Genomic DNA, 23,478 nt, shown 5'->3' on the forward strand with positions numbered 1-23,478 from the left:
AGCACTCCCGTTCCGGTGCTGCCACGAAGAGAGTCCGGCTCCCAGTACCTACATCCCACTTCATGGCATGGGCTGAGAGCCGGGCGACCACCGGCCCGCCGCCCATGCCGCCGCCGCACGCCGGGCTCGACGACCCGTTCGCTGTCGTCGATCTCTTGGAGGAGTTGGGGAAGGTGGGAGCGGCCGAGCAGGTGGCCGCGCTGCTGGACCGCGATCTCGCCGGGAACGCCGACATCGACTCTCTGTTCTTCCGTGATCTGCTGGAGGCACTGCGAGAGAGCGGAGCGGATGATCAAGCGGCAGCGCTTGTCGACCGGCTCCCGGCTCGGGGCTGGTTCGACCAGTTCTCGGCGGCTGCCGATCACGCGGAACGGCACCGCGGTTGAGGCGGTGCCGGCCACTGGTCAGGCCGCTGCCGGTGGGCAGCGGCGCGGCTCCAGCCATATGGGCGAAGCTGGCTTCGCTGCGCAGCCGGTGCGAGTTGTCGCCCGCAGCAACCAGCAGCGTGGCCGCGACGCCAGGCCCGACGCCGTCCAGCTCCAGCAGTGCGGGCGCGCAGCGGCGGACCAGCGCGTCTATCTCGGCGTCGACGTCGGCCAGCTCCTCGTTGAGGTTCTTGAAGCGGCGCGCCAGGCGGCGCAGCGCCGTCTTCACGCTGGCGTCCGGGCCGTCGGTGCCGGGGCGCAGCCGCGAGCAGCGCTCGATGAGGTCGCTCTTCTGACGTGGCGGAACCGGTCACGCAACTCGTCAGGTGCGGAGATCAGGATAAAACGCATCCCGTTGATCGCCGAGGTGCTGTCCTTGATTGCGCTGCGTTTGACGACCTGGAGGGTCCGCAGAGCTTCGACGTCGCCGTCGCGCTGCTTGGGCGCGATGTCGAGCTCGTCGGCCGGGAGCGCCTTGGCTGCGCGTAGGGCGTCGATGGCGTCGCTCTTGCCGTCGTTGCGCTGGGCCATGCGGTCGCGGCGGGGCCGGGTGGCTTCGATGGCGAACTGCCCGTGCCCTTGGAGGTGGCAGGTCAGGCCGGCGCCGTAGCTGCCGGTGCTCTCGACCGCGAAGGCTCGCAGCTCGTCGCCGAGCGAGTGCGCCCACTCCAGCAAAGTGGCGTGGCCCTCGCCGGTCGTCGGCACTGTGACGTCGCCGAGCCTGCGGCCCCGCTCGTCCAGGGCGACCGCAACGTTGACGTCCCGGTGGGTGTCGACGCCTGAGTCACCAGGCGTCTCCTTGATCACCGGATCCCCCGTTCATTGGACATTCCCTGGTTCCGCGGCCTGCGCATCCACTGGGAGATCCGCGACGACATCCAATGTTCTCGGCCGGGCCGAGTGGTACATCGAAGGATGTACCAGAGATTCATCAGCCGCGACGATGCCGGCGGCGGACCTGCGGCATGAGGATGGAGATGGTCGAGGTGCCGGTGTTCCGGTCGTCTCGCCTTTCCAAGCGTGCAGTTGGATGATTATTCGAGGATACCCAATTGGCCGATGCTCCTTTTTCTTTCGCGCGTGTCCTTGGGCGGGCCCTGTTCGGCGGGCTCGTCATGGCGACGGCGCTCGGCGTCGGTACCACCGTCGGGTCGGCGCTCACCGACAGCGCCGGGCTCGACGGTTTCCCGGGGCGGCTCGTTCCGGCCGCGCTCGTCAGCGCCATCGCCGTACCGCTCGTCGTCTTCGCTGCTCGCCGCGATCGTCGTCACGTGGAGTGGCTGGGGTACGGCGGCGCGAGAGCGAGCGCGCGGGCGCTGCTGACCGGTGTCGCCGTGACCGCGACGGCGGCGGCCCTCGTCCTGAGTGCGGGGACGGCGGCGGGGATGATGCGCTGGTCGTCGCCCGACATCGTCACTCTCGGCTGGTTCCTCGTCTCCAACGCGGTGGTGGCGTTCCTGCTCGAAGCGTGGCCGGAAGAGACGACGCTGCGCGGCTACACCTGGGCGTCCTTGCGCGGACGGCTGGGAGGCGCGGGCGCGGCGTTCGGCACCACAGTGGTGTTCCTACTGGTCCCGGGCGCCTCGACCGTGGCCGGATCGGCGACTGCGCATCTGATCGGCGTCAAGGCCGATCCGATCGGCATCGCGCCGAACGGGCAGAACCCCGCAGACTACGTGATCTTGCTGGTGGTGTTCGGGCTGACCTTGGTCGCGGCCCGGACAGCGCTGCGCCAGGCCTCTTTGTGGACCTCCATCGGCACGCACGTCACGTTCCTGACCGCCAGCCGGATCCTGCTGGAGGGCGACCGACGCGACACCGGCTGGCCGGTGGACGCGACGCCGAGCGCCTCCCTGCTCGTTCCCGCGTTCCTGCTGCTCGCACTGGCCGGTTTCACCGTGTGCCGACGGGTGGGCCGGCGCGGCCCCGGCCCCCACTTTGACGTCGCCCGGCCAATCAGAACGGACTTTGTCCCACTTCACGGGAGAGAGCCGTCGGATGGTGACAGGGCAAAGTAAGTCCGAACAGGATCAACCGGGGCGATCCCCTCTGCTGGAGGCGGGACAATGGCGGCATCTTGGCGACGATGCGCTGAATCCTGTAAGGGCAGGCGGCTTTGTCATCGGCGGCGGGACAGCAGGCCGCTGGCCAGGTAGGCGGCGTGCCCGTCCATTCGGGCCCCGGCGTGGTCGTAGCGCTGAAGGGTGGCCAGGGACGCGTGCCCGGTCAACTCCTGGATCTTGTTCGGGGGGACACCGGCGGCGCTGAGCAGCGTGACGACGGTCGCGCGGAGTACGTGCGGGGTCAACTGCCCGGGGCGCAGATCGACGGCGCGGGCGGCGCGGCGCAGCGCAGTGGTGACCCGGCCCCGGTTCCACGGCCGCCCGTCGGGATGCTGCAACAGGAACTCGTGGTCGGCGCGGCCCTGCAGGAGCGGCTCGACCAGCAGCCGCACCCGAGGCACGACCGGCACCGGCAGGACCTTTCCGCCTTTGACACGGAACCGGGCGACGAAATGCCCCCCGTCCCAGGTGAACGCCGACACCGGCATGGCCTCGAGTTCCCCGGTACGCAGCCCGACGTTCAACAGCAGCGCGACCGCGGCGGCGTCCAGGGGGCGGTCGCCGGCGATCTTCTCAGCGCCGTCCATCAGGTCGGCGGCCTCGTGCTCGGCCAACGCGGGCGTCATCCCGATCCTGGGAGTCTCCGGCGGGTCGACGAACACGGCCGGGTCGTAGTCGATGACGTGCCGGCGCAACGCGTAGGCGTACAGCGACCGCAGCGCCGAGATGCGCTGCGCGGCGGTGGCCGCGCCGAGCGGGCGCCCGCCCTTCAGCAACTGCGCGGCGTGACCAGTGCCGGAGAGGATCTGGTCCTTGTAAGCGACCAGGACATCCTCGGTGACCTCCCACAGCCCGGCGCCGGGCACCGCGATCTCCAGCCACCGCAGGAACGCCGCCAGGCAGTGCAGGTAGCCGCGGCGGGTGGCGACGGTGTTGCGGGACTGCAGCCACGCCGCGACGGTCGGCCACTCCTGCCCGGCAGGCGGCCGCGGCAGCCGGTCGACCAGGTCGACGTTCGCCGCCGGGACCTCCCCCTCACCGCGGCGACGCCGAGGCGAGAGCCCGGGGATGTCCCCCACCGTGATCAGTCTCGGCGCCGGTGCGGGCGCCTGCCGGGGTCCGGCCCCCGGCGCCGGCGGTGCACCCGCGTGGTGCAGCCGATCCGGCGTGGATGGCGGCGCTGAGCTCGGACCGGAGCCCGATCCAGCGCCCGGTTCGGGCGTGCCAGGTGGTGTGAAACCGGGCGGGTGGATCGCGGTGGGCTCCAGCGTCCGTCCGCCGTCGAACTCGCTGGACGGGGTCATCGGGTGACCGTGACGGCGCCGAGGAGCTGGTTGAGCCGGGTCTCGCGGGCGTCATCGGCCGTCGTCGACGCGGGGCGGTAGCACGCCCCCCGGACGCGGCGCCGCCTGGTGGAGTGGGCACGCGGCCGCCAGTTCGCCACAGCGGCCGAGTCCAGGATGACCTCGAAGGCCGGATCAGGGTGGGTGGCGTGCGCCGTCACGGCCTCGCGCACGACGCCGGCCAGGTGTTCATCGGTGAGGTCGGGGAACTCGGGGGTCAACGCCGCGACCACGGCAGCGGCGTAGCCGGCGGCCTGGTCGCGGGCCGTGGTCCAGCGGGGCCAAGTCATCGGTGTCCCCCTTGGTTGAAAGCTGCAAGCGGCGGCGTGTCGAGGCCAATCCGGTCCGGACCCACGGGCAGCATCTTGCCGGATGCCGACGGGTTATTTCGCCGCCCTAGTAACCCGAGCACGATGTCAGCCGCGTCGCCGTCCGCACGGCACCGCCGATCTCATACCTGGCGGCGGCCTCTTCGGGCCGGTCCCGGCGGCCCGGACACGTCCCGCCAAGAACATGGAGAGAGGCCGTGGCCGCCGCGGGTTTGACACCGGTGGAACGAGCCTCGGCCAAGCTCGCGGCCCTCGTCGGCACCCTCCGCTACCATCCCCGGATGATCTTCTCGGAGGCCGAACACCCGGCCGATCGCATCCTCACCGACCCCGCCCGGCTGGTGCACGACGACCCTGATGAGATCCTCCCGCTGCTCCCCCATGCACGCAGCGGCCCCGCCCGCTTGGCTGCGGCGGTTTACCGCACTTCCCTGCAACGCCACCGCCGGGTCGACCCCGCGCGGCGCGCCCAGGCGCTCTCGCTCGACGCTGCGCGCTGGGGCTCCGACGACCTCGCGCGTGCCCTGGCCGCAGTGCCGGTGGCCTCCGGGCACGGAGGTGCCACCGTCGACTGGAACACCGGGGTGCCGCCCAACGACCGCCTGATCCGGCGGTTCTCCGGCCGCACCGACCGCGTGTCCGCGGTGGCGACCGCGGTCCTCGACGGCCGCCCCGTCGTCGTCACCGGCAGCTTCATCAACGACAACGTGCGCGTGTGGGACCTCGCCACCGGCACCGAATCGAGCGAGCCCATGGCCGCCGATCCCACCGCCCTCGCCACCACCGTGCTGGACGGTCGTCCCGTCGTCGTCACCGGCGAGCTGCGGGGCGGCATCCGCAGATTCGACCTGGCCACCGGTGCCGAGATCGGCACCGCCATGCCCGCGCACAACTGCGCCCACGCGATCGTCATCACGCGGCTCGGCGGGCGCCCCGTAGCGGTGAGCTGCGCCTACGCGCCCGACGCCGTGCAGGTGTGGGACCTCGCCCGGGGAACGCGCATTGGCGAGCCGCTCGACGGCCACACCGGGCTGATCGAGGGTGCGGACCTGGCCGAGGTCGACGGACGCACGGTGCTGGTCACCTCCAGCATCGATCGCACGGTGCGGCTGTGGGACCTCGCCCGCGGCACGCAGATCGGCGAGTCTCTCGACTGCTTCGGCAGTGCCGTGGCGACGACCGTCCTGAACGGCCGCGCGGTGGCGGTCACCGGCGGCGGGCCCGACCAGGGACTGCTCATCTGGGACCTCGCCGACCGCATTCCCATCGGCGCGCCCCTGCACGGCCATCAACTGCGCCCCGCCGACATCGCCATCACGGAGGCTGACGGCCGACCGGTCGCCGTCAGTGCCGGTTACGACCGCACCGTGCGGCTGTGGGACCTCGCCGAGGGCGTCCAGCTCGGGGACGCCCTCACCGACCACACCGACGCAGTGACCTGCGTTGCTGTCACGAACCTGGACGGGCGCCCCGTCGCCGTCACCGCGAGCCACGACGACACCATGCTGCTGTGGGACGTCTCCCTGCGGGGCCCCGCAGGGCCGCGACCGGAAGCGCGAGAGGACCGCCCGGCCTGGCGCCTGGATTGGGCCACGGGCTCCGGCCTCAGCGAGCGCGCGCTCATGTCGATCCCCGGCGAGACTCACGCGCTGGCGGCCGGTTCCCTCCACGGCGATCCCATCGTGGTGTCCGCCGGCGATCGCGAACTGCGGGTGCTCGACCCCGCCACGGGGGAACTGCTCGGCAAGCCCATGACCGGCCATGGCGAGCGGGTGACCGCAGTGGCGGCCACCGAGCTGGACGGGCGGGCCGTCGCGGTCAGCGCCTCCGCCGACAACACGGTGCGGCTGTGGGATCTCGCCAAAGGCGCCCTTATCGGTGAGCCGATGAAGGGGCACACCCGCACCGTGGAGACGGTGGCCGTCGTCGAGGTCGACGGGCGTGCCATCGCCGTCACCGGCGGACGCGACACGACGGTGCGGATGTGGGACCTCGTCGAGCGCGCCCAGATCGGCGAGCCGATGACCGGCCACACGACCCCGGTCAACGCCATCGCCGTCACCGAACTGGACGGCCGCCCGGTCGCCCTCACCGCAGGCGGAGACTTCCCCCGCAAGGACACCGGCGTGCGGATCTGGGACCTGGCCAACCGCGAGCCGCTGGGCGCGCCCCTCGACGCCGGCACGCGCGAAGTGTCGGCGATCGCCACAACGATGCTCGATGGCCACCCCGTCGCCGTCGTCATGGCCCAGGACGATGACACCGTCGTGTGGGACCTGGCCACGCGCACCGAACTCCGCCGCCTGCCGACCGCGCGCCACCGCCCGCAGGCCGTCGCCGTCGCCCAGGTGGACGGGCGCGCCGTGGCCGTCATCGGCGACGGCACAGGCGGGGTCCTGGGCGGCACCGTGCGCGTGTGGGACCTCGCCACCGGCAAGCCGATCGGCGACCCTCTGGCCACCGACTCCACGAGGGCTGTGGCCGTCACCGAGATCGGCGACCGACCGCTCGCGGTCACCGGGGGAGCCGGCTCCGTGCGCGTGTGGGACCTGTCCCCGGACCCGCCGATCCCGGCCCGCCCACGCCCCGGCCACCCCGGCGGACTGGTCGCCGCCGGGCTGACCGAGATCGGTGGACGCCCCGTCGCGGTCACCGGCGCCTATCGCTCGGGCACCGTGCGGACCTGGGACCTCGACAAGGGCGAACGCGTCGGCGCCCCGATCGACGTGGGCTATCTCAGCGACATGGCGGTCACCGAGGTCGACGGCCGCCCCGCTGTCGTCATCAGCCCGGACAACGACTTCGGCGCCTGGGACCTCGCCACCGGCGAGGAGCTGCTGCGCTACCCGACCGACCACGTCGCCGAGGTACTCGCGATCGCCGTAGCGCACGACCGCGACCGTCAGCTGGTCATCACCGGGACCTACGACAACGCGGTCTCCGTCCACGTCCTGGGCACCGGGGCACGGGCCGGCGGGCGCAGGACGACCCTGCACGGGGACCCCGTTCGCGCCGTCGCCGTCGCTGAGGACGACCAAGGCCGCCCGCTCGCGGTCACCGTGGGCGGTTCGGCGTCGGCCGAGGCCAACGTGTGGCAGGCGCGCAACGGCCGCCAGGTGTGCTGGGCGGACGCGGGCCACACCGACGACGTGAAAGCCGTCGCCACGCTGCTCCTGAACGGCCGGAAGGTGGCGGTCACGGCGGGCCGCGACAAGGCGGTTCGCGTGTGGGGCGTCGACGACGGCAATGCCGTCCTGCCACCGCTGAGCGGCCACACCGGCATCGTCAACGCGGTGGCGGCGGCCATAGTCAACGGCAGGCCGACCGCGATTTCGGGCGGTGACGACCGTACCGTCCGGGTGTGGGACCTCACCGGTGGACGCCCGGCCGGTGACGAGCTCGTCTTCCCACACCCGGTGACGGCGCTCGCCCTCAGCCCTCAGGGGCGCATGGTCGTATGCTTCGGCGGCGACGTCGCGGTGTTCACCCGGTTCCCTGGAGGGGACGCGCCATCCAGGCCCCCTCACGGTGGGTGAAAAGCAGATTCCCACTGCAAGCCCCTGGGTGTTGCTGAAACTCATCCCTACCGTCTTCACCACGGGTCGCTCGGACCGGTCGTAGGGTTCTGGCACCCAGGGGCGCCGGGTGTGGCTGAAACTCATCTGCCATCTGTGGCTCTCGTCGATTGGCCACCCGGCGCCCCAAGGCGACTCGGCCGCTGATTGAGAATTGCGAATGCATCGCTGCGTAGGGATGAGCCGGCGAGGTCGTCTGCGGGAGCACACCTACCATGACGCCGGGAGGCGATGCTGCAGCAGGCATGGGCCGGGATCGACATCGGCAAAGGACACCACCACGCAGTCGTGATCGACGCAGAGGGGACCCGGCTGCTTTCACGGCGGGTCGCCAACGACGAGACCGACCTGCAGGAACTGATCACCCAGGTCCTGAGCTTGGCCGAAGAGGTGATCTGGGCGGTGGACATCCCAGCCGGCGGTGCCGCCTTGTTGCTGGCCCTGCTGGTGGCGCATGGTCAGCAGGTCCTCTACATCTCCAGCACCATGGTTACCGGGCCACCGATGCCTACCGGGGGGCGGGGAAGACCGATGCCCGGGATGCCGCGGTCATCGCAGACCAGGCGCGCATGCGCCGTGGCCCGAACCCGTTGCGTATCGACGACGAACTGATCGTCGAACTGCGGATGCTGGTGGCCCGTCGCCAGGATCTGGTCACTGACCGGGCCCGCACGATCAACCGACTGAGAGACCAACTGCTGGCCCTGTGCCCAGGCATGGAGCGCGTGCTGGAGCTGACCAACAAGGGCCCCCTCGTCCTGCTCACCGGCTATCAGCGTCCCGCCGAGATTCGCCGCCTGGGCGCTGCTCGACTCACCACCTGGCTCCAGGCCCGCAACGTGCGGCGCGCGGCCGCCTTGGCCGACAAAGCTGTGCAGTCGGCCAAGGCGCAGATCATCACATTGCCGGGCGAACACGTGGCCGCTGTCCTCGTGGCCCAGCTCGCGGCAGAAGTGCTGACTCTCAACGAGCGGATCACCCAGGTCGAGCGACTCATCGAGGACCGCTTCCAGCGCCACGACCTTGGCGAAGTCATCGCCAGCATGCCCGGCACCGGTCCCATGCTGGGCGCGGAGTTCCTCGCCGCCACCGGGGACGACCTGCATGCATTCGACTCCGCCGACCACCTGGCAGGCTACGCCGGGCTGGCGCCCGTTCCCCGCGACTCCGGTCGCATCAGCGGCAACCTGCATCGACCACGTCGCTACAACCGAGCACTGAACAGGGTCTTCTACCTGTCCGCCCTCTCCAGCATCCGCCACCATCCCGGGTCCCAACGCTTCTACGAGCGCAAACGCGGCGAAGGTAAGCGCCACAACCAGGCCGTGCTTGCTCTCGCCAGACGACGCCTCAATGTTCTATGGGCACTCATCCGCGACAGGCGCTGCTACCGGCTGACGCCTCCTCAAGCCCAAGCCGCATAGAGGCGTCACGCTTGACAACGGTCATTGAGAATCGACGAACGTGGCCGCTACACGCGGACGAAACCAGGCATGTACGGGTGCCACCGGAATACGGCGGAAACGGGCCGCGCTCTTGATCGTCGGTCGTGAACTTCTGGGGTTCGCGCTGGTTGGTGACGGTTTCCGGTGGTTCGGTGGCGTCGATCGACCGGACGGCGCTGCGCTATCTGTCCGACCCGGACCTGCGCGAACAGATCACCCAGGTCACCAACCGCAACGAAGCCTTCCACGGCTTCGCCGACTGGCTCATGTTCGGCGGCAAACTCATCGGCCACAACGACCCCGACTACCAAGAAAAGATCATCAAGTTCAACGAACTACCCGCCAACTGCGTGATCCACTCCACCGCCTGCGACATCACCGACACCTCCAACGCCATCGCCGCCGAAGGCCGCCCCGTCGACCCCGACAACCTGGCCACCATCTCCCATACATCACCCACGTCATCCGCCGGTTCGGCAACTGGATCCTCAACCTCACCCCGCCAGCCGCTGCCCCGACCACGCACCTTGATCTCGACTCCCGTGTCCTGTTCGCCCCATGATCGGGCGGACACTAGGCCCGGGTGATCTCGAGCGGGGAGGGCGCCGGAACCAGCAGGACTCCGGCCGGCAGCTCCCAGCGTGCCTTCGGGTCCACGGCCCACGCCGCCTCGTCCGGCCAGTCGCTCAGGTAGCGCCGTCCGAGATAGACCACCGCCAGCGGCTGTTCCAGCTGGACCGGCGGGTCTTCCACCATGAAGGACAGATCGTCATCGGCGTTGGCGGTGACAAACCCGAGGTAGGCGCTCGCGAACTCGGTGACGATGCCGATCAGCTTCGCCAGGGCGTCGGTGTTGCCCCGGTTCTCGTCGTAGTTCTCGGCGAGCCGACCCTCTTCGACGGCGATCTGCAGCATCCAGCTGTCACTGAGGTGGACTGAGGCCAGAAACGTCGACAGGTCCGGCAGCCACACCTCCAGCGACGGATTGAAGTCGTAGGGCGCCGTCCCGAAGCCCTGCCCTTCCAGGACCTCGGCGAGGCGCCGCTGGTCGGCCGGGGTGGCCTCGTCACGGTCGTCGTCGTAGGGCAGGCCGATGAACCAGATCTCGTCGTCCACAGTGGCATTCTGTCGGGCTTTATCTTGGCTGTTCCCCATGATCGACGGGCTTCGCCGCATCGGCTTTATGGACGGAGGTTTCTGGACGGCATCGCGCCTGGTCGTTAGAGAGTGTCCGGAAAAGTAGACATTTTCGGACGACTGGAGGTTGGATGACCGGGAAGGTGTGGGCGTACGCCCGTGTGTCGACGCGCGACCAGAACCCGCAGCTCCAGCTCGACGCCCTGGAGGCCGACGGCTACGACGAGCTGGTGATGGAGAAGGAGTCCGGCAAGCGCGGCACCGCACGGCCAGGGTGGGAGGAGTTGCTCACCAAGCCGGTCGCCGACGACACGCTGAAGTTCTGGAAGTCCGACCGATGGGGCCGCAGCGCGGGACACGTACTCACCACGGTGACCGAGTTACGCGAGCGCGGCGTCCGCGTGGTCAGCCTGACCGAGAACTTCGACCTGGAGACCAAAGAGGGCCGCTTCATATTCCCTCGCCGCGGCCGCCGAGTACGAACTGGAACTGCGCGCCGAACGTCAGGCCGAGGGGATCGCCGCCGCCAAACGGCGCGAGACCGAAGGGAAGATGCTGCCCGGCAAGCAGCGCATCGGCCGACCCCGAGTCATCGGCCGCACTGAACTCGCCGCCCTGCGCCGCCTGCTCGACGAGGGCGTCTCCGTCACCGAAGCAGCCCGCACCCTCAAGATCGGCAGATCCACTGCATACACCGCACTCTCAGCGCGCTGACCAGCACATACTTCAGCCACGGCCCGTTTCCGCCGTATTCCGGTGGCACCCCCGGTAGGTGGAGTGGGTCACGTCCAGCGGAGTGGTGTATGAGTCGGCCTCCGCGTGATCCTGTTTCTACAGGTTAAGCGGTGAGTTCCTGGTTGTCGATCTTGGGGTCGGGTGTGGTTCCGTCGATGACGCGCAGGCGGGCTTTGGCCAGGAACTCCAGGCCCATGTAGCGGCGGGCCTCGGTCCATTCGTCGGTCTGCTCCATCAGAACCGCGCCGACCAGGCGGACGATCGCGGCCCGGTCGGGGAAGATCCCGACCACGTCGGTGCGCCGACGAATCTCCTTGTTCAGCCGCTCCTGGGGATTGTTCGACCAGATCTGCCGCCAGATCTGCCGAGGGAACGCGGTGAAGGCCAGCAGATCGGGTTCGGCCTGGTCCAGGTGCTCGGCGGCATCGGGGTGCTTGGCCTCCAGCGAGGCGACCACGCGGGCGTGCTGGGCGTGGACCTCTTCGGAGGCGGGCTGGTCGAAGATGGTCCGCACCAGCGTCGCCACCCACGGCTGCGCCGACTTGGGGACCCTGGTCAGCAGATTGCGCAGGTAATGCGTCCGGCACCGCTGCCAGCCCGCGCCGGGCAAGGTGGAGCCGATCGCCTCGACCAGGCCGGCGTGGGCATCGGAGATCACCAACTGCACGCCGGTCAGGCCGCGGGCGACCAGCCCGCGCAGGAACGCCAGCCACCCGGCGCCGTCCTCTGCCGAGGTGACCTCGACGCCGAGGATCTCGCGGTGCCCGTCGGCGTTGACACCGGTGGCCACCAGCACGTGCACGTTCACGATCCGGCCGCCCTCGCGCACCTTCTGGGTCAGGGCGTCCACCCACACGAACGCATACGGGCCGCCCTCCAAAGGCCGGTTGCGGAACGCGGCCACCTGGGCGTCCAGCACCTTCGACCACCTGGCTCTTGGAGATGCCCTTGATGCCCATCTGCTCGACCAGCTTGTCCACGCGCCGCGTGCTGACGCCCAGCAGATAGGAGGTGGCGACCACGCTGACCAGGGCCTGCTCGGCGCGGCGACGCCGCTCCAGCAGCCACTCGGGGAAGTAGGACCCGCTGCGCAGCTTCGGGATCGCCAACTCCACGGTGCCGGCGCGAGTGTCCCATTCCCGGACCCGGTAGCCGTTGCGGCGGTTGACCCGCCCGTCCGAACGGGCCCCGTAGTCGGCCCCGCAGACCACGTCGGCCTCCGCCGACATGAGCGCCTCGGCCATCGTCTTGACCATCGACCGCAGCAGATCCGGCTCACACGCCCCGATCTGCTCGGCAATCCACTCGCCAGGGTCCACACTGTTGTCCGCGGCCATCGCGTTGTCTCCTTCTTCTTGATCATCCATCTCGAAGGATCTACGCGGTGGCCGTCTCACGTCACGACGCCACGCTCTTCACCTGCGGAAACTCGTACACCACCTCCGTGGACGCAACCGTGGAGTGCTCCTTGCCCGTGCCGAGGATCTTCTTCTCCAGGTCGTCCTGCTGCGTCGCGGCCAGACCTTGTCCGTGGATCGGGAGCCGGGATTCGTCGAGGCTGTGGAGCCGTTCGTTCATGTGCCGCCGGACGCGCTCCAGCATGTCGATATCCGGTTCCAGCAGGTACCAGGCCCGGGCCGGAGTCTCCAGCAGGCCACGCGCGACGGTGTATGTCGAGAAGATTCCGCTCGCAGGCATGCGCAGCACCGCCGCGAGACCTGAGGCATGGTCGTTCGCCGAGCCGACCAGCAGACCAGCGGACAGGTTGGCGTCCTGTACCGGGTTGCTGCTCGATTCCCCCTTCAGACGGCTGCCACCGGTGTTCTCCCACGCCGCAGGCGAGGAGGGCCGCTGGGTGTTGCCGTTGGATCAGTTATCGATAGTGACTGTGATTGACGTAAGCCATCCGGGAGGGCGTCCGGCGCCTCACGCATCAGGAGCAGTCATGTTCACCCCTGCGAGGATGATCAGTCTCGCAGGGGGTTCGAAAACAGCTTCTTACCGCCGTCTACCGCCGTGTGGTGGTTCGCCCTGCAACGTGTCGGCTATGTCAATCGGTCATGCTGGCGTGCACGGCGATGATTCGCCAGCCGAGCGTCTCGTCGTGTAGCCAAGTACGGGTGTAGCGCATCCTGGCCGCGAACGGCGCCCCGGAGACGGTCCCTTCGACGGTGCCGAGAAACCACGTCACCCCGGTGCGCCCATCGGCGAGCACGGTCAACTCCTCCTCAGCCACCCTCGTCAGCACCTGCGCCCGAGTGCGGTGCACCTCCAGGTCGTCCGCCTTGGTCTGAACGTTCGCACCGAAGGTGAAGATCAGCCGATCATCCAGCAGCCGATCCAGCGCCTCGACATCTCCAGCGAGCTGCGCGGCCTGGAGTCGGCGCTCGGCGTCCCTCAAGTCCTCCATGAGGCCCACACTCCCAACCGGCGCCATATCCGCGCCAGGACGTTCACGCTCGGCTGATCTTCGCAGTCCGGTCCCGGGACTCCGATCGTCGGTGAGTGGGAATCTTCTTTTAGAAGGTTTCCCGACACCCCGCCGCCCCCGCGTCACACGGAAAACCGGATACTGGGGAGAGAAACGCCCCTCCAGAAGAGCGATTCCGGGCCCGGATTGACGCCAGGATTTCCCGACAGGTGGAAGGGCTCCCCCAGCCCTTCCCCGGAGAACCGTCGGTGCGGATCGTCCACTCGCGCGTGCCCACCGCGGCCCAGTCCCTGCTGCACCAGCGCCACATCCTCACCGAGGCCGGCCTCCTCGTGCGGACCGAGGGCGTCTCCGAAGGATTCCGGCCCGCCGAGGGTGTCCTGCTGTTCGAGGACCCGGCGACCACCTCCAAGACGCCCGCGCTGGAGCGGCCCGCGTTCACACGGATCGCCGCGGCCGCGCACCCGGGCGACGTACAGACGGTCTCGGAGTTGTTCCGGCTCTGCCGCGACCTCATCGACATCGACCGCGTCCGCGACTGGTGCCAGGCCTGCGGCATCGCCCTGAGCGTCCTGTCCGGACCGCTCAGCACCTTCCAGGACCTCGCCGCGAACGACCCCGCTACCGCGCTGATCATCAACGTCATCACCTCGGTCCGGCAGTTCCAGCGCGACCTGCAGAACTAACCCGCCGACGAGGGCAATCGCCGCGGCCGAGGCCGAAAGCCGCCACCGAGGACGGCCGCACGCGCTCGACGGCGCCCGCCACGACGAAGCGCGGGCGGCGTTCCGTGACGAGGGCACCTCCATCGCCGCCCTCGCCCGCACCCACGGGGGGAGCCGAGCCGAGCCGCCGTGCCCACCGACCAGCCGGCCCGAACGGCCGTCACCAGACCGACACCGAAACCGGCCAGCTACCGCTAGTTCCTATACCAATCCCTCCTCGCGGGCCGGACGGCATCAGATCCACGAGGCCAGGCATCACGTTGAACTCCGTCCGCATCAGGTCGACTGAGCCAGGACAGCCGTCGCAGTCACAGCAGGGTCTCGCTGCGCACCGTTCTGCACAATCAGCATTGTGCGATGCCTTCAATGGTCCATGAGATTCGTTCCGTTCCGTTTTGAGAACCGTTCTGGAACGCAACGGAACGACTGCTAGCCTGGATCTGTGACAGAGGACCGCGATGACCCCGCCGCCGAGCAGGCGGAGCCGCCCCCGGCGGAAGCATTCGACGCCGCAGCGCTACTGGACGGCCCGGTGGCCGAGGACGACCTGTCCGCCGACGCGGTCGCCGAGCGCGCCGAAACCACTCGGGGCGCCGGGCGCCGCCCCTGCAAGCACTGCGGCCGGCCGATCCCCCGCGGCGTGCGCCGCGACGCCGAGTACTGCAGCCCCGCGCACCGCACCGCGCACCACAAGGCCGGACGCAAGGCCGAGACCGCCGAGCTCGCGCCCACCCGGACACTGCGCGGCGAGACGGCGCAACTCGGCCGGCTGCTCGCCGCGTTCGAGGAGCGCACCGGCGCGCTCACCGAACTGCTGAACGGCGCGGTCGCCGACGCGACCAGCCAGGCCGAGCAGGCGCGCCGCGAGGCGCAGGCCGCGCGCCGCGCTACCGACGAGGCCGAGAGCCGCGCCAAGCTCGCCGAGGACCGCGCCGACGCTGCCGACGCCGCGGCGAAGGCCGCGCGCACCGACCGGGACGACAAGGTCGCCGACGCGCGCCGCGACGCGCGCGAGCAGGTCGCCGACGCGCGCGCCGACGCCGAGCGGGCGTGGCGGCAGGCGGGGCAGGCCCAGCGCGCCCAGCAGGCCGCCGAGGAGGAGGCCGCCGCGGAACGGCACCTGCGCGAGGTCGCGCAGCAGCAGGCCGCCGACGCCGAGCGGCAGCGCGCCGAGACCGCCGCGCAGCTGGACGCGGCGCACCAGGAGACCGCCAGCCTCCTGGAAGAGCGGCACGCCACACGCGCGCAGCTCGCCGAAGAGCAGGCGCGGCACGCCGCGGCCACCGGCCGCGCCGATGCCGCCGATACGGCCCTCGCCGAGACCCGCGACCAGCTCGCCGACGCCCAACAGCGGGAGAAGACCGCGCAGGACAGCGCCGCGCACAACGACCGAGCGGCCAAGGAGCACGCGGCCGCGGCCGAGGCCGCGCGCGGGGACGCCGCGCAGTCGCGCGCCGCCCTGCAGGCCGTCCGCGCGGCCGCCGACGCGGCGATGGCGGAGTTGCGGCGCCAACTGGAGGAGGCGCGCACCGAGGCCCACCAGCAGCGCGAACGCGCCGCCGCCGCCGAACAGCGCGCCCAGACCGCCGAACACGCTGCCGAACGGGCCGCGCGCGCGGCGCCCGAGGAGCGATGATGGCTGCTTACTCCCGCACCACCATTCATAGAGAAGCGCCCGCGCCATGCTGACTCTCGCCGCGCACGCCCCCCGACTCCGGACTTCGGGAGGGCCCCGATGGGCCCTGAACCACCCACCGCCACTTCCGCCATCAGCGGGCAGATCCCGCGCAGAACAATCGGGACTTGCAACCCGCGCCGGTGCACGCGCGACCCGCAGATCCTTCACGACCGCCAGCGCCAACTCCGGCCCCCTCGCCTTCACCCAAGCCGGGAGACGAACACGGGCCACGATGGAACTTCGAGGACTCTGAAGTCTCTTCAGATGGCAGAACCGGCATAGATCCAGCCACAGACCCCTGGTCCAGCGGCTACGCGCGTACAAGCTCGCTCAGGGAACCCACGGGTTATTTCTCACGAGGGCGATCCACTCGGGCGGAAGCCCGCGGCGCCGATCAGGCGCCTGTTCATCATCTTGCTTCCGCTCCCGCCAACGCGCTGCTATGACGGTCCTAGCGTCCACACCAGTAGCCGGTTCTCGAATTGGTGGACGCTGACGGCGATCGTCTTGCCGTTCATGGTTCCGACCGCCATCGACCCGCCGCCGGTTTCCAGGTGGAAGTCGCCGACTAGTTTCCGTGTGGTCAGGTCCCACGCTCGGAGCACGTCGTCATCGCTGGTGACAGCGATGGGCCTGCCGTTCATGGTTGCGATCGCCACGTCCTCGACTGGCAGGGAAGCAGAAGAGTTCATTTTCTGAACCTTGCCGAGTGATTTCCTGTCGGCCAAGTCCCAGACCTGTACTGACTTATCCCCGCCGGTGACCGCGATGGCCCTGCCGGCCAGGGTCCCGACCGCTACCGCCCTGACCTTCTCATTGGTCTCGATGGGCTTGCCGACGGGTTTCCCTCTGATCAGGTCCCATACGTGCAACCTGCTTTTCCATGCGGTGGAGGCGACGACGGCAATGGGCCTACCGTCCAGGGATCCACAGGCCAGTGCGTCGGTGCCTCCGTCGATGTTGGCCTTGAAGACCAACTCCCAGGTCATCGGGTCCCACACGCGTATGCCATCTTCATCGCTTCCGAAGACGATGACGATCTTGCCGTTCCGTTCCGCTGCCGCGGCCGTTTGGATCGTGGTTCCGGTCTCATACTTGCTGAGCCGTTTTCCCGTGCTCATGTCCCACACGACGGTGTCGGTGACGGCGATGGTTCTGCCGTTGACGGTGGCGACCGTCACGTCCTCGATCCAGCCGATGTCGGCCGTCCCATCGAATTTGTCTATCACCCCGGGGGCTTCACCGATGAGCTTCCTCGTGGCCACGTCCCACAGCCGCGCGCCGTCGCTGTGGCCGGAGATCGCGAAGGTCGTCCCGTCCACGGTTCCGATCGCCAGCGATAGAGGGGCGCTGTCACGGGTGGAGGACGGCACCAGTTTCCAGTCCGGCCAGTCACCGATGGCGGTGCTTGTGGCAGAGGGGGCGGCTCGGCGTCGAACGCTCGATGACGCCAGGTTGGGGTGGGCCTGGCTGTCGCCGGCGCCGAGGAGGGCAGCGCCCACGGCCGTGGACAGGCCGAGCAGGAACCGGCGTCGCGGCAGGGAGGACCGTCCTTGGTTCGGCTCCGGCAAGGCCGGGCCGGACCGGATGACCGCAGCTGGGGGTGACCAGCCGGGTGGGGGTCTCCCGGACAGGGCAGGCGACTCGGAATTGTCCACGACTTGTCCATGGACAATTGAGGGCCCCCGATCGGGGAGGCCGAGAAGCTCGCGGATGTCATGGAGGGTCTGACGAACCTGCAGCAGCACTCCTGCGGTCTCGTCCAGCAGCCGATCGCACTCCCGTTCGGAGAGCCGCTGCACTCCTGGGGTGGTCAGCGCGGCCGGCAACTCGAGCCAACCGCGATCTTCTCCGAGTAGCCGCCGGTACTGCTCGGCCTGGGCGTAGCCGTCCAGGTGCAGGTCCTCGGCTTCGTCGCGGGCCTCTCGTGCTGCGCGCAGGCACTTTTGCGCCGATTCCACCCGCATTCGGGCCGCCCGCCGCTGCTGATGGTCTACTTCGGCCCGTAGAGCCCGGTTCTGCTGCTGAGCGTTGTGCAACACGCTCAGCAGCATTGACACCAGCGTGTGCGTGAGCAGCATCTGGTTCCGCGCCTGGCTCTGTGCTTGCTGCGCCTGGTTGAGGCGGTGCAACAGTTCCTGTTCCGGCAGCCCCTGAGCGCTGACCGCCAGCTTCCCGGCGGCGGCCTGCTCGGCTCGTTCCATCAGCTCGTCGCCTTCGGCGAGTAACTGCTCCCGCAACCGCGGCTCAGGCACGACCGTGCGCAGGAGGAGTTCGAGCACATGCCGGGGTATCACGTCGGCGCCGTTGCGGAACTCAGCCCACTTGGCGTGGCCGTAGACAGGCACGCGGTCGGCCAGCTGACGGTTTGTCAGCCCGGACGTGACCCGCTCCCGCAACCATGTGGCCAACGCCCGGGCTTGTGGAGTCTGAGCACGGTCCTTGACCGGACGGCCCCGCCGGCGACCGCCACCGTCGTGCCACTCGCTCACTCCGGCCCCCTTCGCCAGCTCATCTTGATTGCTTGGGCCCTCAGCACCTTATTTGTCCAGGGCCGACCTGCGCCGCCGCATTCGATCGCTAGTGGACAAGTTGAGCGACAAGGACGGTGAGGCCTCACGACAAGACCATTCACGGGCGGCCGACTCAGCCGGCCGCCTGGCAGGAGGAATAGCGGGCGATGGACCTTGGAACATCGGCACAGATCCTGGTCGCCGTCTTGGAGGCGGTAAGCGCTGCGTTGTCGGTCATGGAGACCTATCGACGTCACCGCGACCACCCGAAGAGCGATCACGCTGGCCCCAGCGGGCATGTGCCTTCAAACGAACACGACGCCCCCGACAGCGACACCTGTTGATGAGTTGAGACCGCCCCACCGTCCGAGGTCGCGGCCGGTCGGGTTCAACGGTCGCGTGGCCGGGTCGGTGAACAGCTCGGCCCACCCCTCGCGGACGCTCGCGAGGGCCAGGCCCTCGCCGAGCAGCTCGGGCGGGGTGGACGTCGACGGGCCGGTACGTCGGCCAGTACGCCGCCCATGACCGCAGGTGCGCCATGATCCGGCCCGCTCGACCACGGCGCGCTGCAGCTCAATGGCGGACGGGTCGCCCAGGCGGCGGACGGTCGTCAGTCCTGGTCCGCGGCTTCGGCGGCCTGGGCCAGGCCAGTAGCGACTCACTCGCGAGGAAACGTCAGCGCGCGCTCATCGAACCGGAATAACATCTCCAGCTCACTCAGCGACGGCTCTGCCGCGAACCGTCCGAGCCAGGGCGCGAAGAGGTGAGGGCCCGGCGGTGCCGGGCCCTCTGGGTGGGGGCGATCGCTGTGGCTACTGACCTGGTCGATGGTGGCCTGCCCGCCGTCGACCTGGATGTTGCTGCAGTCGCAGACCTCGCCGATGTTGAGCAGGCCGTCGTCGTTGACCGCGGCGCGGCCCTGGCCGGAGGTCTTGGTGATGGTGGCCCGGCCGCCGCGGAGTCGACGATGGCCCAGTTGCAGACCTCGTCGATGGTGGCCCGGCCGCCGCTGAACACGGTGACGTCGCCCGGATCGAGAACCTGGCCGATGGTGACCCGGCTGCCGTCCAGGACAGCGACGCGACCGTTCCTGCAGACCCTGGCGATGGTCGCCGAGTTCGAGGCCAACCTGGGCCACCTGCGCACCCGCGAAGGCATGGCGCTGGCCAAGAAGAACGGCAAGCTCAAGGGCAAGCAGCCCAAACTGCCCGAGCCGGCGCGGCGTTCCATCCGCCGCCGCTATGCCGCCGGCGAGGTATCCCTCGCCGACCTGGCCACCGAGTACAGCGTCGGCCGCTCCACCATCCATCGCATCATTCACGGCCCGCCGACCGAGCCACGCTGACGATCAACCAGCTACGACGCTGGTCCGTGATCCCTTCCTGGGCGTACTCCGGCCGGCGTGCTGTTCGGGCTGGGTGGGTCGGTCTACGACTGGAACGACCCGTTCGGCCGGCTCATACCGCGGCCAGGGCCTGGTCCAGGCCGCTGCGGTTGCGGCGGGTGGTGCGGGAGAAGCCCCGTTCGATGTAGATCCGATCGGCCGGGACACTGAGCGCGAGCAGCTGCTCGGTCTGGACGACGACGTCCTGCTCGTCGGTGGAGCAGCGGGCGTAGCCGACCCGGACGGCGCCGGGGGCCGTGCCAGAAGCGGGGGCGTTCGCGGCGTTCACGCCGTCCAGTGTTCCGGATAGGACCTCGCCACCGGGACAGTTCGCGGAACACTCTTACGGAACACCTCGACCTGGGGCGTCATCTCGACCGGTCGCTGTTCCGGTAGACGATCCCCCAACGAAACACCCGCTCAGCACCCACGCCGCTTACAAACAGCCACATGGCGCACGTTCGGGGGAAGACCCCTAGCTAGATCAGGCTGGTGGCGGCTCTGTCCTTGCTCGCGTTAGGCTCACCGGTCGCACTCACGTCGAGATACGGCGGAACAGGGCTGGGGAGGAGTGCATCGAGATGGTCCCGTACGAGCAGAGCCTGCAACGGGCGATGGGAGAGGTGCGCGATTCACGGCACTTCGATGTCGTGTATGAGCAACTCGGTCCGGGAGGGCCCGGGAAAGATCCGACTGGGATCTTCGAGCTCATGGCCGAGGACGGCTTCCCGCTCGCTCCGAGGCTCAAGGAGAGCTACTTCCCGTACCGCTACATGGCGTTGGAGTGGCGCACCGCAAATCCCGGGACGGCACTGGTCGGAGAGTTCCAGATCTACAATATTGACGCCGGCACCGAGGAGTGCCTTCGGCCACTGGAGGACTTTTCACGGGATCACCGCGGCAAGGAGCTGCTGTCACAACTACGCATCTTCGATGACCTATCCCGTACCGGTCATGGGCGACTGGCCACTCTGAGGCTGTACCCAGGCGTCACGAACCCGGAGATCTGGTTCCTGGACAAGTCTCACCCCGCCGTCCGCCTCGATCTGGACTATCGCGCGTATCTGGACAACCTGATCCTCACCAAGGGCACGCTGGGCTGGCAGTACCTGTTTGCCGACGTCGACAGGGAGTACATCCACGTCCTGGAGGACGTCGCGACGATGCTGCGGATCTTTCCAGGCCTCTTCCCGGACTACGACTACGCGCCTCTGATCTCTCGCCTCGAGGCCCGGCTTTGACCGCCGGCCGGCTCTGAACGGCGGCATCCCGGCCGGAGATCGTCACCGTCGAGGCGGACGTCGACATCGAGGGTGCTTCGGTCACCGTGCAGGGCGTCATCGCCCGCGACGACTCGCCCGGGGCCGCTCCCGGACCGGGGCTGGGAGCCCTGGAGGGCCGGTCCTCCTGGTTGGGGTGCCGGTAAGAAACGCGTCATGAGCCCCAAACGGCGTTGATCTTGCCGTGATTTGCTGGTCGATGCTGGGCGGCTATGACGCACTCCCCGATGCATATCGACGAGTTGGTCGAGCACTGGACGGTCCTGGACGAGGAGCGTGAGTTGATCGCCGGGAAGCGAGGCGCCACCCGGCTCGGCTTTGCGATCTTGCTGAAGTTCTATACGCGGCACGGGCGGTGCCCGCGAGGGCGTTCGGAGCTGGCCGACGAGGTCGTGGGGCATGTGGCCAAGCAGGTCCGGGTGCCCGTCTCGGAGTTCGGCTTCTACGAGTGGTCTGGTTCCACGATCGAGTACCACCGGGGGCAGATCCGGACGCACCTGGGCTTTTGGGTCTGTACGACCGCGGACGCGGACAAAGTCACGGTGTGGCTGGCCGAGAACGGCGCCCACGCCGAGCGTCGGCCCGAGCGGGTTCGGGAGGAACTGCTCAAGCATCTGCGCCAGGAGCGGATTGAGCCGCCGACCTCGGGGCGGATCACTCGGATCGTGGCCTCGGCCCTGCATAGCGCGGAGGTCGCCTGGTCGGTGCGGATCGCTTCTCGGTTGAGTGCGGATACCACCAGGCGCATCTACGCCTTGGTCGGCATCGACGATGGCGCCGAGACCGGGACCGACGACGCGGACGATGCGGCGCAGGATGAGGCGGCCGAGACGGCGGCGGAGGACGATGGCGGCGGTTCTTCGGGACTGCTGGCGCTGATCAAGTCGGCTCCGGGGAATGTGAGTCTGGAGTCGATGATGACCGAGATCCGCAAGTTGGAGGCGGTGCGTTCGATCGGGTTGCCGCCGGGGTTGTTCGCCGATGTGGCGCCCAAGGTGCTGGCGGCCTGGCGGGCTCGGGCGGCGGTGGAGGCTCCGTCGCACATGCGCTCGCATCCGCGTGAGCTGACGGTGCTGCTGTTGGCGGCGCTGGTCTGCGAGCGGGAGCGGGAGATCACCGACACGCTGGTGGAGTTGCTGATCGCGACCGTGCATCGGATCAAGGCGCGGGCCGACAGCAAGGTGACCAAGGAGCTGATCAACGCGTTCAAGCGGGTGACCGGGAAGGAGAACATCCTGTTCAGGGTCGCCGACGCCGCCCGCCTGTTCCGATCGGTCACCGACATCCTCGCCCTGCGCCCGGTCCTGGCCCGAAGGGGCCTGCACCTGCGGGTGGAGTCCGGGCTGCTGTCGGGGATCGACCTGGCCTCAGACGACCCCGGCACCAAGATGATGGTCTCCGTCCTGGCGGCCGTGCTGGAGTTCCAGCGCGACATGATCAGCGAGAACACCCGCGAAGGCGTCGCCGCCGCCGAGGCCTCCGGCAAGACCCTCGGCCGCCCCACCGCCCTCGACTCCGCAAAGGCCGCCGAGGTCGTCACCGCCTACCGGCAAGGCGCCGCCGTCAAGGCCCTCGCCCGACAGCACCACGTCGCCCCCAAGACCATCCGCCGGATCCTGGACAGCGCCCGCACCCGCGAACTGCCCGAACAACTCGACACGCCCCCGCCCACGGGCGAACCGGCCCGCGCCCCAACGCCCCCGGATCCGCAGGTGACACTCGATCTGCCCGGCCTGCTCGCCGACCACCTGAACGCCGCCGGCGACGACGCCGTCCGCCAGGCACTCGCCGCCGGGCGGACCATCCGCCGCGGCCAAGGCCGCTCGGTCCGCCTCACCGCCCCGCTGACCCTCCACCGCGCCGCGCTGCACCAGAGCGCCGCCCTCGCCGCCCGAGACGCCGGACCGGCTGAACGCAAGGCCCACCGGGTGTACGCCACCCGCATCCCGATGAACTGGACGCGCTCATCGGGTCCCCCGCCCAGCGATACGACGAGATCACCGAGCTGTGGGACACCCTCCTGTTCAGGAAAGACGACCCCATGATGGCCAAGGCCGAGGTGGTCCTGAGCGCGATGAAGGCGCTGGTCATCTTCACCGTGCTCCCCGGCTCAGCCGCGGCGGTCGCCGAGGCCACCCGGCACCTGAACCGCCTGTTCGAGCATGAGGGCGATCTGGGAGACCAGCGCCTCCGCCAGCACCAACGCCAAGGCGGAATCGGAGCCTCCCTGGCACACCTGTGGAACTCCTACCTGGACCTGCTCGAAGACCCCTCGATCCCCCGAAAGGGCCGTGTCGATGGTCAAGTCCACCTCTGGTCGGCACCGAGGAAGAAAAGAGTCCGGCCCGCCCCCTAGGGCGGTAGGCCGGACTGTAATTATCCGCTGTCTCGGTGCCCTCGTGGGGTCACCGAACG

At 69.3% G+C, this 23,478-nt stretch carries 20 protein-coding genes and 3 pseudogenes; 13 read left to right on the forward strand and 10 right to left on the reverse strand.

Annotated features, from left to right (window positions below; translation table 11 throughout):
- The first annotated feature begins 62 nt into the window (after positions 1-62).
- On the forward strand, positions 63-386 hold the full coding sequence (locus ACQEU6_RS06960; protein ID WP_499340583.1) for a hypothetical protein: 324 nt from the start codon (positions 63-65) through the stop codon (positions 384-386).
- Between the two features lie 43 nt (positions 387-429).
- Here ACQEU6_RS06960 and ACQEU6_RS06965 read toward each other — a convergent pair.
- Together ACQEU6_RS06965 and ACQEU6_RS06970 are read right to left on the reverse strand one after the other, a co-directional pair.
- Positions 430-654, reverse strand: a pseudogene (locus ACQEU6_RS06965) (transposase); the annotation flags it as partial.
- Complete coding sequence (locus ACQEU6_RS06970) at positions 651-1,232, reverse strand: IS110 family transposase (RefSeq protein WP_499329848.1); 582 nt, start codon at positions 1,230-1,232, stop codon at positions 651-653. The gene ACQEU6_RS06970 and the pseudogene ACQEU6_RS06965, both read right to left, overlap by 4 nt.
- 245 nt (positions 1,233-1,477) lie before the next feature.
- Here ACQEU6_RS06970 and ACQEU6_RS06975 point away from each other — a divergent pair, with 245 nt between their 5' ends.
- The gene (locus tag ACQEU6_RS06975; RefSeq protein WP_499329850.1) at positions 1,478-2,443 is read left to right on the forward strand and encodes a CPBP family glutamic-type intramembrane protease; all 966 of its coding nucleotides are present in this window, start codon (positions 1,478-1,480) and stop codon (positions 2,441-2,443) included.
- 101 nt (positions 2,444-2,544) lie between these two features.
- Here the strand turns inward: ACQEU6_RS06975 and ACQEU6_RS06980 are convergent, their stop codons facing one another.
- Positions 2,545-3,567, reverse strand: a complete 1,023-nt coding sequence (locus tag ACQEU6_RS06980) for a tyrosine-type recombinase/integrase (protein WP_499329852.1) — start codon at positions 3,565-3,567, stop codon at positions 2,545-2,547.
- Between the two features lie 221 nt (positions 3,568-3,788).
- Complete coding sequence (locus tag ACQEU6_RS06985) at positions 3,789-4,121, reverse strand: hypothetical protein (RefSeq protein WP_499329853.1); 333 nt, start codon at positions 4,119-4,121, stop codon at positions 3,789-3,791.
- A 320-nt stretch (positions 4,122-4,441) separates the two neighbouring features.
- Between ACQEU6_RS06985 and ACQEU6_RS06990 the strand changes: the two genes are divergently transcribed.
- The 3 genes and pseudogenes from ACQEU6_RS06990 (at position 4,442) to ACQEU6_RS07000 (ending at position 9,767) form a co-directional block, all read left to right on the forward strand.
- Complete coding sequence (locus ACQEU6_RS06990; protein WP_499329854.1) at positions 4,442-7,696, forward strand: WD40 repeat domain-containing protein; 3,255 nt, start codon at positions 4,442-4,444, stop codon at positions 7,694-7,696.
- A 270-nt stretch (positions 7,697-7,966) separates the two neighbouring features.
- A pseudogene (locus ACQEU6_RS06995) lies at positions 7,967-9,159 on the forward strand (IS110 family RNA-guided transposase).
- A 125-nt stretch (positions 9,160-9,284) separates the two neighbouring features.
- Complete coding sequence (locus ACQEU6_RS07000) at positions 9,285-9,767, forward strand: Tn3 family transposase (RefSeq protein WP_499329856.1); 483 nt, start codon at positions 9,285-9,287, stop codon at positions 9,765-9,767.
- On the opposite strand, the gene ACQEU6_RS07005 is transcribed toward ACQEU6_RS07000, so the two are convergent.
- Positions 9,754-10,296 (reverse strand): hypothetical protein, encoded by a 543-nt coding sequence (locus ACQEU6_RS07005; protein ID WP_499329858.1) that lies wholly within the window; start codon positions 10,294-10,296, stop codon positions 9,754-9,756. The two genes, ACQEU6_RS07000 and ACQEU6_RS07005, sit on opposite strands and share 14 nt — an antisense overlap.
- 152 nt (positions 10,297-10,448) lie before the next feature.
- Between ACQEU6_RS07005 and ACQEU6_RS07010 the strand changes: the two genes are divergently transcribed.
- Complete coding sequence (locus ACQEU6_RS07010; RefSeq protein WP_499329860.1) at positions 10,449-10,922, forward strand: recombinase family protein; 474 nt, start codon at positions 10,449-10,451, stop codon at positions 10,920-10,922.
- Complete coding sequence (locus ACQEU6_RS07015) at positions 10,870-11,031, forward strand: helix-turn-helix domain-containing protein (protein WP_499329861.1); 162 nt, start codon at positions 10,870-10,872, stop codon at positions 11,029-11,031. Before ACQEU6_RS07010 ends, ACQEU6_RS07015 begins: the two co-directional genes overlap by 53 nt.
- 124 nt (positions 11,032-11,155) lie before the next feature.
- Here ACQEU6_RS07015 and ACQEU6_RS07020 read toward each other — a convergent pair.
- From ACQEU6_RS07020 to ACQEU6_RS07030, 3 genes and pseudogenes are all read right to left on the reverse strand, one after another.
- A pseudogene (locus tag ACQEU6_RS07020) lies at positions 11,156-12,389 on the reverse strand (IS256 family transposase).
- 61 nt (positions 12,390-12,450) lie between these two features.
- Entirely contained in the window at positions 12,451-12,750 is a 300-nt protein-coding gene (locus ACQEU6_RS07025; RefSeq protein WP_499329862.1) for a hypothetical protein, read from the reverse strand.
- 352 nt (positions 12,751-13,102) lie between these two features.
- A complete protein-coding gene (locus ACQEU6_RS07030) occupies positions 13,103-13,462 on the reverse strand; it encodes a nuclear transport factor 2 family protein (RefSeq protein WP_499329863.1) in 360 nt (119 codons plus the stop codon).
- A gap of 230 nt (positions 13,463-13,692) precedes the next feature.
- On the opposite strand from ACQEU6_RS07030, the gene ACQEU6_RS07035 reads away from it, so the two are divergent.
- Positions 13,693-14,169: a recombinase family protein gene (locus ACQEU6_RS07035; RefSeq protein WP_499329865.1), complete on the forward strand. Its 477-nt coding sequence runs from the start codon at positions 13,693-13,695 to the stop codon at positions 14,167-14,169.
- Between the two features lie 481 nt (positions 14,170-14,650).
- Positions 14,651-15,844, forward strand: coding sequence for a hypothetical protein (locus ACQEU6_RS07040; RefSeq protein WP_499329866.1), 1,194 nt, complete (start codon positions 14,651-14,653; stop codon positions 15,842-15,844).
- Positions 15,845-16,326: 482 nt separating this feature from the next.
- On the opposite strand, the gene ACQEU6_RS07045 is transcribed toward ACQEU6_RS07040, so the two are convergent.
- Positions 16,327-18,378: a WD40 repeat domain-containing protein gene (locus ACQEU6_RS07045; protein ID WP_499329868.1), complete on the reverse strand. Its 2,052-nt coding sequence runs from the start codon at positions 18,376-18,378 to the stop codon at positions 16,327-16,329.
- 829 nt (positions 18,379-19,207) lie between these two features.
- On the opposite strand from ACQEU6_RS07045, the gene ACQEU6_RS07050 reads away from it, so the two are divergent.
- Positions 19,208-19,744: a hypothetical protein gene (locus ACQEU6_RS07050; protein WP_499329870.1), complete on the forward strand. Its 537-nt coding sequence runs from the start codon at positions 19,208-19,210 to the stop codon at positions 19,742-19,744.
- Positions 19,745-19,856: 112 nt separating this feature from the next.
- Here ACQEU6_RS07050 and ACQEU6_RS07055 read toward each other — a convergent pair whose 3' ends face one another.
- The gene (locus ACQEU6_RS07055) at positions 19,857-20,072 is read right to left on the reverse strand and encodes a recombinase family protein (RefSeq protein ID WP_499329871.1); all 216 of its coding nucleotides are present in this window, start codon (positions 20,070-20,072) and stop codon (positions 19,857-19,859) included.
- 292 nt (positions 20,073-20,364) lie between these two features.
- Here ACQEU6_RS07055 and ACQEU6_RS07060 point away from each other — a divergent pair, with 292 nt between their 5' ends.
- The 3 genes from ACQEU6_RS07060 to ACQEU6_RS07070 all read left to right on the forward strand — a co-directional run bounded on the left by ACQEU6_RS07060 (position 20,365) and on the right by ACQEU6_RS07070 (position 23,419).
- A complete protein-coding gene (locus ACQEU6_RS07060) occupies positions 20,365-21,024 on the forward strand; it encodes a hypothetical protein (RefSeq protein ID WP_499329873.1) in 660 nt (219 codons plus the stop codon).
- Between the two features lie 251 nt (positions 21,025-21,275).
- Positions 21,276-23,108, forward strand: a complete 1,833-nt coding sequence (locus tag ACQEU6_RS07065) for a DUF4158 domain-containing protein (protein WP_499329874.1) — start codon at positions 21,276-21,278, stop codon at positions 23,106-23,108.
- Positions 23,105-23,419, forward strand: coding sequence for a hypothetical protein (locus ACQEU6_RS07070; protein WP_499329876.1), 315 nt, complete (start codon positions 23,105-23,107; stop codon positions 23,417-23,419). The genes ACQEU6_RS07065 and ACQEU6_RS07070 overlap by 4 nt, the downstream gene beginning before the upstream one ends.
- Positions 23,420-23,478: the final 59 nt, after the last annotated feature.

The sequence above is a fragment of the Spirillospora sp. CA-108201 genome (assembly GCF_050936235.1).
GTDB lineage: Bacteria > Actinomycetota > Actinomycetes > Streptosporangiales > Streptosporangiaceae > Spirillospora.